Genomic DNA, 13,769 nt, shown 5'->3' with positions numbered 1-13,769 from the left:
TGATATGTTAAGCCCCGTGGCACGTACCACACGATTAATTACGCATTGTGAGTGAGTAGCACGTAGCTATGATCTCTCTGACGATGGATATGGTGCAGTACGACTGCCCGTACATCGCCGTCACCGACGACGTCGACGTCTCCTTCTACACGATGCACTGGGACTTCAACGCCGCTCGGGAGACGTTGGAGACGCGCATCCTCGTCGAGGGAGACGACCGGGGCGCGCTGACGAACGGACTGGGCGCGCTGGGCGACCAGAGAGGGATGCGCGAGTTCGACCTCCTCTCCCGACAGGGGGAGTCGGCGGTCATCAAATCCGACATCGAGCAGACGAACGCGATGAAGGTCATCCGCGAGAACGACGGCTACATCACCGGGCCGTTCCGCATCCGCGAGGGGAGCGAGTTGTGGAACGTCGGCTTCGACACGGGCGAGGCTGCCGACGACGCACTTGCGGAACTCGAACGCGAGAACGACTTCTCCGTCGAGGCGCGCAACGCGACCTCGCTGGACGACTATCTCGACATCGTCCAGAACGTCGACCCGGCGAAGGAGCTGCTCGACGGCTGTCGGGCGCTCTCGGAGGTGGAACGGCGGACGCTCGAACGCGCCGTCGAGGGGGGTTACTTCCAGACGCCGCGAGACGCGACGCTCGGCACGCTCGCCGAGGAGTTCGACGTCTCGAAGACCGCCGCCTCGAAGAACCTGCGCCGGAGCGAACAGAAGGTGTTGGAGCGGGTCGTCTCGGCGACGGCGAGTCTCGACGAGACGGCGGTGACCGAACGGGAATGAGCGGACTATCCTCGCGAGTGTAACGAGTAGGCGATCAGCAGGACGCCGAGGAACTGGAACAGTCTCGTGACGAGCGTGAGCAGTTGCTGGTACTGGAGGCCGAGATACCCCTGACGGAGGAGTAGCGAGCCGAGGAAGGCGATGCCGAACGCGACGGCCGTGAGGAGAAACAGCCCCGCGGAGAGCGCCTGCATCGGTCGGCTGTCGTGGCGACGATATCCGCGATAGGCCTGGTATCCGACGTAGCTACCGACGAGCGTCGAACCGAGGGCGAGCGCGACGATGACCCAGTCGACGACGGCGGCCACGGGAACGGGAGCCATCTCAGAGGTCCTCCCACATCTTCGTGAAGCGGTCGGCGGTGTCGCTCTCCTCCTCTCCGGGGAACGCGTCGCCGTCGGTGCGCGTCACGGCCGCCTCGAAGGACCCAGTGTCCAACTCGATAGAGAACTCCGAGAGCGTCGCCGTGTATACGCTGTAGTGGTTGTTGCTGGTCCGAACCTTGGTCTGTTCGTCGAGGAGCCCGTACGCTCGTAGCTGTTCCACCCGACGGTAGACCGTCGGTTTGGACATCTCACATTCGTCGGCGAGCTGTTGTGCGGACATTGGTTTGATACTCGTCGCTGCGAGGATGTCCCGGGCGTACTCGTCGCTGAGGACGTCGAGCATCTCACCCAGCGCCGGATCCTCACTCACGGTTCGGTCGAACGACTGCCTGTCGGGTTAATATGCCCACGGATTCCGAACACGAACGGTCGCGGCGACCGGTTCGGGACGGGAGTACGGCGGGCGGTCGGAGCGATGCGGCGATACCCTGGAGGGGCTGATGCGTCAGCAGTGACCACAATGGGGCACAGTGTGTTGTCAGAGTGCACGTTACGCTACTACCGGGATGGGCAGCGCGTCTTCGGCTCGGCGAGGCCCCATTGCAGCTCGACCGACGGACCGACGGATGATATAAAAAGGGGGCGAGTTTCTGACCCAGAAGTTCGCGGGGTCTCAGGCTCGACAACCCACCGATCGGGCGACTTCGGTCAAGCGCTCCGACTCGACGCCGGTTCCCCGGACGGTGTAGCCGTAGCCGTCACAGTTCCACGAGAGCGAGGTGGTTGGCCCGTAGTCGAAGGTCGCCGGCCGACCATCGATCGTCACGTCGCGCTCGTCGGGGTCGATGTCGAGCGTGTAGCTGAACTTCGCGACCGTGAGATAGCGTCCGTCGGCGGCGTATCGCAGTCCGACCCCGTCGATGCGGCCGGTCGTTCGTGTGGCGTAGACCAGTTCGAACGCGGGCGGTACAGTCGGGTCCGGCACCGAGATCGAACTCTTCGCCTCCAGGTCGGCGCTGCTCCGGTACCACTCCGTGTCGGGAGTGTCCGGTCGCCGTACCGTCGTGTCGGCGTCTACCTCGGGGCGGAACGCGTCCGCCGACACCTGGGCGTCGAACGTGACGTTCGTGTACGTGGTCATCACCGACCGTCGGGTGCCGTCGTCGGTCCACGCCGTCTGCTGACGCAGTGGGTAGAACCGTTCGGCGTCGACCCACAGCCGCTGTCGGTAGCGAGCCTCGCTCCGGTTGGTCGCAGTGGAGACGTCGAGCACGTACGCGTCTCGCCCGCCGACGGTATCGGTTTCGACGAACTCGACGGCATAACTACCGTTCGCGTCGGCTTGGGGGGCGACGCCGGTGTGTCGCGGCAAGGTGGGCAGCGGCGACACACCGACCGATTGCGGTCGGCCCGCGTCGTCGGCCAGCCCCGCAGCCGCGACGAGCTGTTGGAGTCGGGTAGCCGTTCGCGAATCGGTCGGCGGTCCGGTCAACTCGATGGCGGTCACGGCGTCTCGGTCGGTGTCGTGGAGCCAGAGCGTCGACCCGTTCGAGACCTGCAGTTCGTACTGCCGGTCTGATGCGTCCCGGAAACGGACCCGTTTTCGGTCGGTGCCCGGGACGAGCGTGACGTCGGCGACGTTCCGGGACGTGACGGTGCCGTTCGTTCGCACCACGACCGTCCGTGTTCCAGTGAGCGCGTCGACGGAGCGGTAACGCTCTGTCACGTTCGCGTCGACCGAGGGGCTGGTGTCTCCCCCTATCGCACCCCCCGACGCCCAGAGGACTGCGGGGAGTGCGACGCCGAGAAGCACGAGCGCGACGAGTGTGCGTCGGTCGAATCGGAGTGGAGGGCGAATCATACTAGTAGCACGTTGGGTGGGGGTTCGACTGCGTGTCGGATAACTGGCTGGTAAAGAGTTCCGGATACCCAGCAGTCGAATCCTGCCGGAACTCCGTGAGGGCGGGACCAGAAACGAGCTACTTCCGAAACAGCTCTCCCCGCAGCCGCTGGAACCGACCAGTTCTGTGAGACGTCGGGTGCTGAGAGACCGACGGTCAGTAGCGACGAAGAACGTACTGGACGACTCAAGAACGGTACAGATAGAGAACGACAAGTAAGAACAACAGCAGTGGAACGAACGGTGCTGCAGCTTCGAACGGGACCAGGAGCAGCACGACGACGGCGACGACGACGAACTCGAGTACGACCAGAAGGCTGACGACCTCGGAAGAGTCGGCCATGTATCGATCACTCCCCTTCTGAGGACGCTGTCGTCGAGACGTAATCAAAGTAGTGTCACTCGCACCGAACGTCCGCTCTCGGAGACGCGACGAGACGGAACCGGTGCTCAGAACAGGCTGCGCTGCTCTTCGACGTCGACGTCGACGTGCGCCACCCGCTCGTCGGCCGCCAGCGACTCGACGACGTCGCGCTGGCTGTCGCCGTCGCTCGTGTTCGAGAGCGTCCACGACTGCTCTCCGCCGTCGCCTTCCCACGTCAGCGTCAGCGACGCTCGTCGGAAGCGCGACCCCTCGTCGAGTTCGATACTACGAACGTCTGCCAGCGGAACCGCGAAGTTCTCCTCGTTCAGCGCGAGCAACTCGCCCGACTCCCGCCGGTCGATCTCGCGGCGGCCGGTCTCGCCGACGTCCGCCCGAAGCAGCAGCGAGGAGAACGACTCGCCCACGAAACACCAGACGAGTCGCTCGTCGGTGACGACCACCTCCCAGAACTCCAGGGAGGTCGGCCGCTGTCTGAACCACTGCGTGAACCGGGCGAGTCGTTCCTCGGGCATCAGCGTTCGAGGAGGACGGCGATGTCCTTCGGCACTGTCTGGCCCTCCTGCGTCGCCAGCGACACGCCGACGAAGAGGACGATAGTGACGAGCAGTGCGACCGTTCCGACCGGGAAGCCGGAGGTGAACGGGTAGAACGCCATGACGCTCTCGGCGACGCCCGGGAGCCCGGCGACGTCGGCGATGCGCGGCACCGCGCTGAACAGGAGGTTGATGGCGAGTCCGCCGACGATGGCGACGACCGCACCCTCTTTCGTCGCTCCTTTCCAGTTCAGCCCGAGCGCCGCGATGGCGACGAAGGCGGCCGCGAAGAACCCCCAGCCGATGGTACCGAGGATGCCGACGAGCGTCTCCGAGTAGAAGACGATGAGCGTCGACATCACCGTCAGCCCGGCGAGCGCTCCCTGCGTCACGCGGAGTTCGGTCCGGTCGTCCTCGATGGGGCGGCCGAGCGCCCGCGGGATGTCTCGGGAGATGGCCGCCGCCCCGATGTTGAGGAAGGAGTCGCTGGTGCTCATGATCGCCGCCAGCAGTGCGGCGAGGATGAGCCCCGCGACGACGCCGGGAGTGTGTTCGAGGACGAACACCGGGCCGACGACGGACGCGCTCTTCGGTGCGGCGGTCTGGCCCGCCTCGACCATCGCCCGCATCGACAGGCCGGTCGAGAACGCCAGCAGACTGGAGACGGCGTAGGTGACCGCCGCGATGGGCGCGCCCCAGCGGAGGATTTTGAGGTTCTTACTCATGTAGAACTTCGTGATGAGGTGGGGCTGTCCCGCCGCACCGAGCGAGAACAGGATCCACCAGCCGAGGCCGACGAACACGGCCGCGACGGGTTCGCCGAGCGCGCCGAACGGCGAGATGAGCGCCGGGTCGGCGCTGGCGAGGTTCCGCGAGATGGTCTCCATCCCGCCGCCGAACCCGAGCGCGAACGCGAACACGAGCACCGAGCCGACGATCATCGTGATCGCCTGCACGAAGTCGGTCCAGACGCCGGCGATCATCCCGCCGAGCATACTGTAGAGCAAGAGGATCGCCGCGCCGATGAACAGTCCCCAGATGACGGGGAGACCGAAGATGGCACGCATCACGTACTGCAGCGCCGCGAGGTTGGTCGCGAGGTAGGCGACGACGCCGACGACGACCGCGACGCCCGTCAGCCCTCGGACCGCGTCGCTCTCGTAGCGGACGTACATTCCGTCGGCGAGCGTCATCACGTTCCTGATGTCCGCGAGGATGCGCATCCGCTTGGCCAGCAGCACCCACGTGACGACGAACCCCAGCGGCGCGGTGAAGAAGATCCACAGCGCCGTCGTCCCGAACGAGTAGACGAGTTCGGGGCCGCCGACGAAGCCGAACCCCGACTGGATGACCGAGAACGCCGTGAGCGCGAGCACCCACGTCCCGATCGACTTGCCGGTGATGAGGAAGTCGCTCGTGGACTCGGTCTGCATGTAGCCCCAGACGCCGATGCCGAGGACGAGAAGCATGTAGAGGCCGCCGAAGATGAGGACGAACGGGCTGTCGGCGATGGGGATCGCCTGCAGGACGGTCGACGTCACTGGTCGTCACCTCCGTCCGCCTCGACGCGGGTCGAAAGCGGGAGGCTCCGTCCCCGCTGTGCCTCGCGTGCGTCGTCCATGATGCCGTCGACGACGTCGTCGTCGCCGATCCGGGCGAAGACGAACGCGTAGTAGAACGCTCCGAGGATGGGGAGCAGCCAGATACAGACGACGTAGACGAGCGTCGCCGTCGGCAGTCCCAGCACGTAGCTGTACGACGTCACCGAGGGGTTCCACAGCAGCCAGATGCCCGTGAAACCAACCGCGAACACGATCGCCCACCCGACGACCAACCCGTTGTACGGGGCGACGTTCAGTTCGCTCGCGTTGCGTTCGATCGAGGCGACTGCGATCGACCCGACCAGCAGTCCGACCGCCAGATACGAGAAGATTCGATACGCCTGTACCGCAGCGGCGACCAGCAACGCCGCGGCGAGCAGGGCGAGGACGCCCATCAGCGTGTTTCGTGTGTCACGTGTTTCCACCATGCCTACTTGGAACAGGGTAGCGAGCGGCGAAAAACGGGCGGTTGATATGTAAACGACTGCTCCGTCGGTGTGCCGTTCCGTCCGATCTCCTTCGGTCACTCGCTGCGGACGCAGCGTTCGACGTCGGCGAGCGACTTCATCTCGAGGACGTTGTACTCGGCGCCGATCGTCGCGGCCACCTCCCGAAACGTCGGTAGGGGGTCGTGGGCGTCGCCGGTGCCGTCGTTGTCGTGGAGGTGGGCGACGCGGATACGGTCGCCGAAGCGGTCGACGAACGCCTGGGAGTCGACTCCGGTCGCCTTCGCGTGGCCGACGTCGAGCGTGACGCCGAGCGCGGTGGCGTCGGCACCGACGTCGTCGAGGAGGGCGGCGAGTCGCTCCGGCGTCGACGTGTGTCGCCGTCGACGCGTCGTCTCGCGTTGGTTCTCGAGACACAGGGGGACGCCGACGTCGGCGGCGTGAGCCGCACACTCGCGGAGTGACCGGACGGCCTGCTCGCGAGCGTACGCCCGCACTCGCCGGGGGTACCGCTTCGGCACGTCGCCGCCGTGGACGACGACCGCTCCCGCGCCGGCCGCGGCGGCGTCGTTCAGCGTCTCGACGACCGAGGCGACGCTCCCACGCCGCAGTTGCTCGTTGAGGTTCCCGAGGTTGCTGTCGAGGTGAGGCGCGTGAAACGTGTACGTCACGTCGTAGGCGTCGGCGAGGTCACGGAGGTCGGCCGGCGTCGGCGCGTCCGGAGCGACGTCGAGATAGCCACGCCTGATCTCGACGTGCGAGAGTCCCAGCGTGCGGAGAAACAGGACGAACTCCTCGACCGACTCCTCGAACCGCAGATCGAGTGACGCGCCGTAGTGCATCGTCGTGTGTCCGACCGACGGTTGGTCGGGCGAGGAGATAGCGCTATCCTCCTCGCTGTCGTCGCAACTGGTCGTGATCGGCGGGTCACGAGCACTCGACGACTACGTGTCGAGACACCAGAATCTGCTACGGAGACCCACAGACGCGCGTCAGACAACGGCCCGAAGACACTTATCGGCGTTTCACGTCCTTCCCATCTGACTGGTCGTCACGACCGACAGTCAGTTTAGAGGCACCCGATTCATGACTTCGACTCGACGTACGCTCTTGACTCGCATCGGACTCGCAACCAGTGGCGCTGTCGCCCTCGCCGGCTGTTCCGGACTTTCCGGTGACGACAGCGACGACGGCGGCGACAGCGCGGCCGGTAACACCACTTCGGCCTCCAGCACGTCCACCGAGTCCGGCGGCAGCGACGTCGACACCAGTTCCTACGAGAGCGAGGTGGAGAACACGCTGCAGGGCGCAGTCGAACTCGTCTCACACGAGGCCGCCATCGACGACGGCAGTCTCGTCGTCCGGGCTTCGGTGAAGGTGACCGACGCCGACGCGGTCGACGGCGACATCTATCTCCGCAGCGACGTGAGCTACAGCCAGATCACCGTCGGCAACGACGTCGACATCCTCAGCGAGTACGAGTCCGGCCAGAGCTACGACCTCGTGGCGCAGTTCCCGGACGTCGACCCTGCGAAGGTCAAGAAGTACACGGTCACGCTCGAAGCCGTCCCGAACGAACAGCCGCAGAACTGAACCCGCCCGTCCCCTTCCGCCTTCTCTCTCACTCCGCGTCTCCCGAGCGACCGCCGAGTATCGCGCCATGAATTAGACACGTCTAATCTACAGATTCGACCAGTAGTACTATTACATTAGAGTCAGCATCTTCGGTCGAACATGAACGACACGTCCGGTCCAGCGGTGAGCGAGAGGATCTCGCGACGACAGGCGTTGGTCGCCGGTTCCGGCCTTCTGACGACCGGCCTGGCGGGGTGTCTCGCCAGCGGTGACGAGAACAGTGGAAGTACCGAGCGCACGCAGAGCGACGAGTCCCGCGACGGACCAGTCGCCGTCGCGTCGTTCTTCAGTTTCTACGACTTCGGACGAAAGATCGCACGCGACACCCCGGTTCGGGTCAGAAACCTCGTTCCGACCGGTCTCCACGGTCACGGTTGGGAACCGAACGCGAGCGTCACGAGAGACATCATCGAGGCGGACGCGTTCGTCCACGTCGGAGAGGACTTCCAGCCGTGGGCCGACCGCGCGATTCAGACACTGAAAGACGACGAGGTGGGGACGCAACTCATAAACGTCCGCGAGGGGGTCGAACTCGTCGACCTCGCCGCCAGTCTCGACAGAGACGAGGAGGGCGTCGGCGAGGGGAGAGGGAAAGACCCCCACTTCTGGCTCGACCCCCGACGAGCGAAGACGTCGGTCGACAACATCACCGAGGGGTTCGTCGAACTCGCCCCAGACCACGAGGAGACGTTCCGAGCGAACGCCTCGGCATACAAGACGGACGTCCTCGACCGCATCGACCGCGACTACCAGCGGATCTTCGACGAGGCGTCGAAGAGCGTCGTCCAACTGGCCGCACACAACGCGTTCCAGTACATCGGTGCACGGTACGGCGTCGAGATGCGACCGCTCGTGTTCAATCTCGCGGCGAGCGGCGACGTCAAACCGTCCGACATCACGAAGGCGAAAGAGACCATCCAGACGAACGACATCAGATACATCGGTGCCGGCGTCTTCGAGACACGGAAGCCGGCGAAACAGCTGCTCGCCGAGACGTCCGTCGAGGGCTACTTCCCTGTGACGCCGTACGCCGGCGTCCGGAAGGAGTGGGTCGAGAACGAGTGGGGGTACGAAGAGATCGCCGACAACATCAACATGCCTACCTTCGAGGTCGTCCTCGGCAACGAGACACCCGAAGAAGTCGGTCCCGACGGGTGGGCCGAGCAGTGGAGGAACTTCGAATGAGCCTCACCGGCGAACGAGCGCGCCGCAACGGTGCCACTACCGACGCACCGGTCGTCTCGCTCACCGACGTGACGTTCGGCTACACCGCCACGCCGGTCGTCGAAGACGTCTCGCTCCGCATCACTCCCGGCGAGTACGTCGCCGTCGTCGGTCCGAACGGCTCCGGGAAGTCGACGCTGATGAAGCTCATGCTCGGTCTCCTCACGCCCGACGAAGGGACGGCCCGGCTGTTCGGCGACGCGTCGCACCGGTTCGACGACGGTGCCCGCATCGGCTACGTCGCTCAGCACGCCAGCGCGTCGAAGGAGATGCCCATCACCGTCCGCGAGGTCGTGAAGATGGGCCGGTTCCCGCACGTCGGCTTCGGGCGACTCTCCGCAGAGGATCGCGCGATCGTCGACCGCGCACTCGACACGGTCGGAATGAGTTCGTTCGCGGACCGTCGCGTGACACAGCTCTCCGGCGGGCAGCGACAGCGGGCGTTCATCGCTCGGGCGCTCGCCGGCGAGGCCGACCTGCTCGTCCTCGACGAACCGACGGTCGGTGTCGACGCCGAGTCCGTCGAGGCGTTCTACGACCTGCTCGACGCGCTCAACGCGGCGGGGATCACGATTCTGCTCATCGAACACGACCTGAGCGCCGTCACCCAACAGGCCGAGCGGGTCGTCTGTCTCAACCGCGAGGTCTACTTCGACGGCCCGACCGCGGAGTTCGTCGAGAGCGACGCGCTCGCTCGGGCCTTCGGCACGGCGGCGAACTTCGTAGGTGAGAACCGATGACGGGACTGCTCGCGGTGGCGCTGCAGGGCAGTCCGCTGGACCCCGTCTTCGCTCCGCTGTACTGGCTGCTCGGCATCTGGTCGGAGCTGCTGTTCTGGCTCGCCGGCGTGACCGGACTCGAACTGCTCGGATACCAGTTCATGCACCGGGCTATCCTGGTTGGACTCTGTATCGGGGTGATGGCCCCACTCATCGGGACGTTCCTCGTCCATCGCCAACTCGCGCTCATCGGCGACGCGCTCGCACACACCGCCTTCGCGGGGGTCGCGGTCGGTCTGTTCATCAACGCCGTCCTCGATCTGAACGTCTCGCCGTATCTGACGGCGGTCGTCGTCGCGATGATTGCGGCGTTGCTCATCGAACTCATCTCGGAGGCGACCGACGCCTACAACGACGTCTCGATGGCCATCGTGCTCTCGACCGGGTTCGCACTCGGATCGACGCTCATCAGCATCAACGCCGGCGGACTGGCGGTCGGCGTCAACCAGTTCCTGTTCGGCAATCTCTCGACAGTCTCGGCGGAGAACGCGGCCATCCTCCTCGTGTTGTTCGGCATCATCGTCGGGACGGTCGCGCTCACCCGGAACCAACTGCTCTACGTGACGTTCGACGAGACGGCCGCTGCGGTGTCCGGTCTCTCGGTGAGTTGGTACAACCGAATCATGGTGATGTTGACCGCGCTGGTCGTCGTGGGTGCGATGCAGATCATGGGAGTCATCCTCGTCGCGGCGATGCTCGTCGTCCCCGTCGCGGGCGCGGCGCAGGTGTCGCGGAGCTTCTCCGAGTCGCTTCTCGTCTCGGTCGTCCTCGCGGAACTCGCCGTGCTGCTCGGCATCGGCGTGGCCTACTACGGTGAGGCGACCGCTGGCGGCGTCATCGTCCTCGTCGCCGTGGCCATCTACGTCGTCACCGTCGCCCTCGGGAAGGTGCTCGGGTCGCTCGGCGAGGACACCCCGCTGGAGGTCGGGAGCATCACCGCAGAGGAGGCCGAGGCACACTCGGATTGATGACGTCGCCGGACACCGAAACGTCGTCGCCGCCACGAGCGTCCGTCACACCCGCGATGGAAGACGCGCTCCGCCACATCTACCGGCTGGCCAGGGACGGTGACGGCTGGGTGTCGAACGCGGCCGTCGCCGACCGACTCGGCGTCACGCGGGCGACCGCGACGAGCACGTTCGACGCACTCGCCGCGCGTGGACCCGTCGACCGAGAGAAACACCGTCCCGTTCGCCTCACAGACGAAGGACGCGCCGCCGCACTCGACGTGGTGCGCAGACACCGACTCACAGAGACGCTGCTCGTCGAACTGTTCGGGGAACCCTGTTCGCTGAAGCCACGAGGTAGCGGGACCTCTCGGTAGGGCCATCGCTCGTCACCTCGATTCCATCCGGTAGGATGCACGCGGTTCTAACTGAACATTACTGAATATTTTCGACCAGTTCGAGCTGCAATCAGACGACGTCGTTCGCCTGCCACCGCGTCGAGGCGGCGGCGTAGGCGCGCCGGAGTTCGCTCACCAGCGACTCCCCGCCGAGGACGGCGAAGCCGGCGAAGATGGTCGCGAAGCCGACCAGCGTGAGCGCCGAGATGGACTCGCCGAGCAGCACCGACCCGCCGAGCGTGGCGACGATGGGGACCACGTAGAAGACGAGGTTCCCCTGAATCGCCCCGACGTCGTCGAGGAGGCCGAAGTAGGTGATGTAGGCCGCTGCCCCGGCGAAGACGCCGACGTAGCCGAGCGCGAGGAGCGCCGTCGGCGTCCACGTCACCGCCGCCAGCGACTCGCCGCTGACGCCGCTGAGTGTGTGTGTGAGGCCCGCGCTGACCGGAAGCGCCCACGCCGTCCGTGCGGTGCTCGACAGGTCGGTGTCGGCCCACCGGACGAGGACGCTCCCGAGCGCGCCGCTGACCGCCCCCAGGAACACGATCCCCTTCCCGAGCGCGCCGCCGCCGAGCAGCGTCGCCGGGTCGGGTTGGACGACGAGGGCGACGCCGAGCAGTCCGACGACCATCCCGACCGCCCCCCGGCGCGAGAGTCGTTCGTCCGCGAGCAGCACCGCCGCGAACACCGGCGTCAGGATGGGGTTGAGGCTGAAGATGATCGATCCCACGGCGCTCGAGACGTACTGCTGACCGACGAAGAGGAAGGCGTTGGCGAGTCCGATGACGAACACGCCGGTCGCCAGCACCCCGACGACGTCGCGGGCCGTCCGGGGGAGCAACTCCTCGCGCGGCGTCGTCGCGACGGCGTATCCGAGGAGGACGACGGCGGCGATGTCGAACCGGAAGGCGACGAACAGCAGCGGCGGGAAGTAGTCGAGCCCCGCCTTCGCCGCCACGAACGTCCCGCCGAAGAAGACGCTCGTCAGCAGGAACAGCACGAGTCGACGGCGCGTTCCGTTCACTGTCCACCTCCGCCGACGGCGTCGACCGCGAGGACCGATCCGTCGTCAGTCTGCGAGTGTGGTCTCATTACTCTTCGGTACGCACGCCGGGGTTAAACATTTATTCAGAAATAAATTCACGGTAAGAAATGTGGCCATCGCCTGCCCGTAATTCACTCTGTGAAACTATTTCACGACACGAAAACCGTATCCCGGTGCGGCTCGACAGCTTCGGTATGGAGTCTGCGCTCGCGGAGATCGAGTTTCTCGCGCTCTCGCCGAACCGGGTCGAGACGTTGCGGTTACTGGCCGACCGGCCGCACACGCGGCGCGAACTGGTCGCGGAGACCGGCGCGTCACAGCCGACGGTGGGGCGGATTCTCAGCGACTTCGAGGAGCGGTCGTGGGTCGTCCGCGACGGCGGCGAGTATCGGGCGACGGCGACTGGGACGCTGGTCGCCCGGGGGTTCGACGACCTGCTCTCGATCGTCGACACCGAGGAGAAACTCCGGCCGGTCGTCCGGTGGCTTCCGACCGACGCCATCGGGTTCGACCTCGAACGGCTGGCCGACGCGACGATCACCACCCCGAGTCAGGTGCGGCCGAACGCGCCGGTCAAGCGGGCACTCGACCTCCTGGGCGACGCCGAGGAGGTCCGCATCTTCTCCTACGCGTTCAACGAACAGAGTCTCGACGTCATCACCGACCGGACGGCCGACGGCCGCCAGCGGTTCGAAGGCGTCTTCTCGTCGTCGGCCATCGACGCCATCGCCGACGACTCGCGACTGCGACAGCAGCTCCACGAACTGCTCACCGCCGACCACGCCTCGATCCGCATCACGGACGAGGAGATCCCGATCGCGGCGACGGTCGCAGACTCGGTCGTCCACCTGTTCTTGCGCGACGACCGGGGACTGTTGCAAGCCTCGCTCGACGTCGACGACCCCGCCGTCCTCGCGTGGGCCGACGAGACGTTCGGCCGGTACTGGGAGACGGCGACGCCGCTCGACCCCGAACAGCTGTAGGCGTCGACATCCTGTCCGGCGACGCGTCGGTCGATCTCCTGCCGCGGTCGATCTCCAGTACGGCCTCCGATAGTACGTCTCGACGTCTCTGTAACATTATCCACGGAATGTGAACATTTTAGTAGGGCGAACAGTATGGCTGTACTACCTATGAGTGACACGGTCTGTTTTCGACTCGAAAACGAGACGTCGAGGGAGTCTCTGAGCACCGTCCTCTTTGATGCCCTCGCGGAGGCCCGCGGCGTCGAGCCGAGCGATCTGGATCTGTGTGTCTATCACTACGTCGACCCGAGTGCACTGGACGGGCTGTTCGACTCGTCGACGCCGGGTATCTGTCGACAGGGGACGATCTCCTTCCCCGTCGAGACGTTTCAGGTAACGATCTCGGTCGAGACCGACGGAACCGCAGAGGTCCGCGTCGACCCCCACTCGACGGTCTCCGAGGAGCGTTCGAACCCCACCGTCGCCTCCGCGAACGCCCCCTGATTCCGGCCGCCCGTCGATGGCACCGCCGAACGAGGCTCCCAGAGACACCCCTCGATGGACCACCCCAACACCCACTCTCACGCCGACGGTTCGACGAGACTCACCGAGTACGAGGATCGCTACGGCACTGTCGTCCTGCTCGAGGACCCGACGCGAGCGAACGCGTGGCTCCTCTCGACGTACTCGGTCCCCGTCGAACGCTAGACCGTGTGTCGCCCGCTGACCGACGCCCCCGGAACGCGACCACTCGGGGCCACTACTCAGGCCGTATATTCATGGTGGATGAC

General features: G+C 65.7%; 18 protein-coding genes. 9 read left to right on the top strand and 9 right to left on the bottom strand.

Translation table 11 applies throughout. The annotated features are described in order from the left end of the window. Positions 1-68: 68 nt before the first annotated feature. Positions 69-794, top strand: a complete 726-nt coding sequence (locus EOHIBHHM_RS03520) for a helix-turn-helix domain-containing protein (protein ID WP_497254689.1) — start codon at positions 69-71, stop codon at positions 792-794. 5 nt (positions 795-799) lie between these two features. On the opposite strand, the gene EOHIBHHM_RS03515 is transcribed toward EOHIBHHM_RS03520, so the two are convergent. The 8 genes from EOHIBHHM_RS03515 to EOHIBHHM_RS03480 form a co-directional block, all read right to left on the bottom strand. After that, positions 800-1,117, bottom strand: coding sequence for a DUF7521 family protein (locus tag EOHIBHHM_RS03515; protein WP_497254687.1), 318 nt, complete (start codon positions 1,115-1,117; stop codon positions 800-802). A gap of 1 nt (position 1,118) precedes the next feature. Then, positions 1,119-1,490, bottom strand: coding sequence for an ArsR/SmtB family transcription factor (locus tag EOHIBHHM_RS03510; RefSeq protein WP_497254685.1), 372 nt, complete (start codon positions 1,488-1,490; stop codon positions 1,119-1,121). Positions 1,491-1,793: 303 nt separating this feature from the next. Next, positions 1,794-2,981, bottom strand: a complete 1,188-nt coding sequence (locus tag EOHIBHHM_RS03505) for a LolA family protein (RefSeq protein WP_497254683.1) — start codon at positions 2,979-2,981, stop codon at positions 1,794-1,796. 226 nt (positions 2,982-3,207) lie between these two features. After that, complete coding sequence (locus EOHIBHHM_RS03500) at positions 3,208-3,363, bottom strand: hypothetical protein (RefSeq protein ID WP_497254681.1); 156 nt, start codon at positions 3,361-3,363, stop codon at positions 3,208-3,210. Positions 3,364-3,470: 107 nt separating this feature from the next. Next, entirely contained in the window at positions 3,471-3,917 is a 447-nt protein-coding gene (locus tag EOHIBHHM_RS03495; protein WP_497254679.1) for a hypothetical protein, read from the bottom strand. Continuing rightward, a complete protein-coding gene (locus tag EOHIBHHM_RS03490; RefSeq protein ID WP_497254677.1) occupies positions 3,917-5,479 on the bottom strand; it encodes a sodium:solute symporter family transporter in 1,563 nt (520 codons plus the stop codon). Before EOHIBHHM_RS03490 ends, EOHIBHHM_RS03495 begins: the two co-directional genes overlap by 1 nt. Beyond that, complete coding sequence (locus tag EOHIBHHM_RS03485; protein WP_497254675.1) at positions 5,476-5,967, bottom strand: hypothetical protein; 492 nt, start codon at positions 5,965-5,967, stop codon at positions 5,476-5,478. The genes EOHIBHHM_RS03490 and EOHIBHHM_RS03485 overlap by 4 nt, the downstream gene beginning before the upstream one ends. Before the next feature lie 95 nt (positions 5,968-6,062). Then, the gene (locus EOHIBHHM_RS03480) at positions 6,063-6,827 is read right to left on the bottom strand and encodes a sugar phosphate isomerase/epimerase family protein (RefSeq protein ID WP_497254673.1); all 765 of its coding nucleotides are present in this window, start codon (positions 6,825-6,827) and stop codon (positions 6,063-6,065) included. A gap of 244 nt (positions 6,828-7,071) precedes the next feature. Between EOHIBHHM_RS03480 and EOHIBHHM_RS03475 the strand changes: the two genes are divergently transcribed. The 5 genes from EOHIBHHM_RS03475 to EOHIBHHM_RS03455 all read left to right on the top strand — a co-directional run bounded on the left by EOHIBHHM_RS03475 (position 7,072) and on the right by EOHIBHHM_RS03455 (position 10,947). After that, positions 7,072-7,578 (top strand): hypothetical protein, encoded by a 507-nt coding sequence (locus EOHIBHHM_RS03475; protein WP_497254671.1) that lies wholly within the window; start codon positions 7,072-7,074, stop codon positions 7,576-7,578. A gap of 141 nt (positions 7,579-7,719) precedes the next feature. Further along, a complete protein-coding gene (locus EOHIBHHM_RS03470) occupies positions 7,720-8,805 on the top strand; it encodes a metal ABC transporter substrate-binding protein (protein WP_497254669.1) in 1,086 nt (361 codons plus the stop codon). Beyond that, entirely contained in the window at positions 8,802-9,584 is a 783-nt protein-coding gene (locus EOHIBHHM_RS03465; protein WP_497254667.1) for a metal ABC transporter ATP-binding protein, read from the top strand. The genes EOHIBHHM_RS03470 and EOHIBHHM_RS03465 overlap by 4 nt, the downstream gene beginning before the upstream one ends. After that, entirely contained in the window at positions 9,581-10,591 is a 1,011-nt protein-coding gene (locus EOHIBHHM_RS03460; protein ID WP_497254665.1) for a metal ABC transporter permease, read from the top strand. Before EOHIBHHM_RS03465 ends, EOHIBHHM_RS03460 begins: the two co-directional genes overlap by 4 nt. Then, positions 10,591-10,947: a metal-dependent transcriptional regulator gene (locus tag EOHIBHHM_RS03455; protein ID WP_497254663.1), complete on the top strand. Its 357-nt coding sequence runs from the start codon at positions 10,591-10,593 to the stop codon at positions 10,945-10,947. The genes EOHIBHHM_RS03460 and EOHIBHHM_RS03455 overlap by 1 nt, the downstream gene beginning before the upstream one ends. A gap of 91 nt (positions 10,948-11,038) precedes the next feature. Here EOHIBHHM_RS03455 and EOHIBHHM_RS03450 read toward each other — a convergent pair whose 3' ends face one another. Continuing rightward, positions 11,039-11,992, bottom strand: a complete 954-nt coding sequence (locus EOHIBHHM_RS03450) for a DMT family transporter (protein WP_497254661.1) — start codon at positions 11,990-11,992, stop codon at positions 11,039-11,041. Positions 11,993-12,207: 215 nt separating this feature from the next. Between EOHIBHHM_RS03450 and EOHIBHHM_RS03445 the strand changes: the two genes are divergently transcribed. The 3 genes from EOHIBHHM_RS03445 (at position 12,208) to EOHIBHHM_RS03435 (ending at position 13,686) form a co-directional block, all read left to right on the top strand. Next, positions 12,208-12,996, top strand: coding sequence for a helix-turn-helix transcriptional regulator (locus EOHIBHHM_RS03445; RefSeq protein WP_497254659.1), 789 nt, complete (start codon positions 12,208-12,210; stop codon positions 12,994-12,996). Between the two features lie 150 nt (positions 12,997-13,146). Beyond that, the gene (locus EOHIBHHM_RS03440; protein WP_497254657.1) at positions 13,147-13,482 is read left to right on the top strand and encodes a HalOD1 output domain-containing protein; all 336 of its coding nucleotides are present in this window, start codon (positions 13,147-13,149) and stop codon (positions 13,480-13,482) included. Between the two features lie 54 nt (positions 13,483-13,536). Continuing rightward, positions 13,537-13,686 carry a hypothetical protein gene (locus EOHIBHHM_RS03435; protein ID WP_497254655.1) on the top strand — a complete coding sequence of 50 codons (150 nt, stop codon included), beginning with the start codon at positions 13,537-13,539 and terminating at the stop codon, positions 13,684-13,686. Positions 13,687-13,769: the final 83 nt, after the last annotated feature.

This window comes from Halogranum roseipondis, assembly GCF_059695585.1.
The sequence above is the reverse complement of the archived record's forward strand: the minus strand, read 5'-3'. Positions and strand labels throughout refer to the sequence as shown.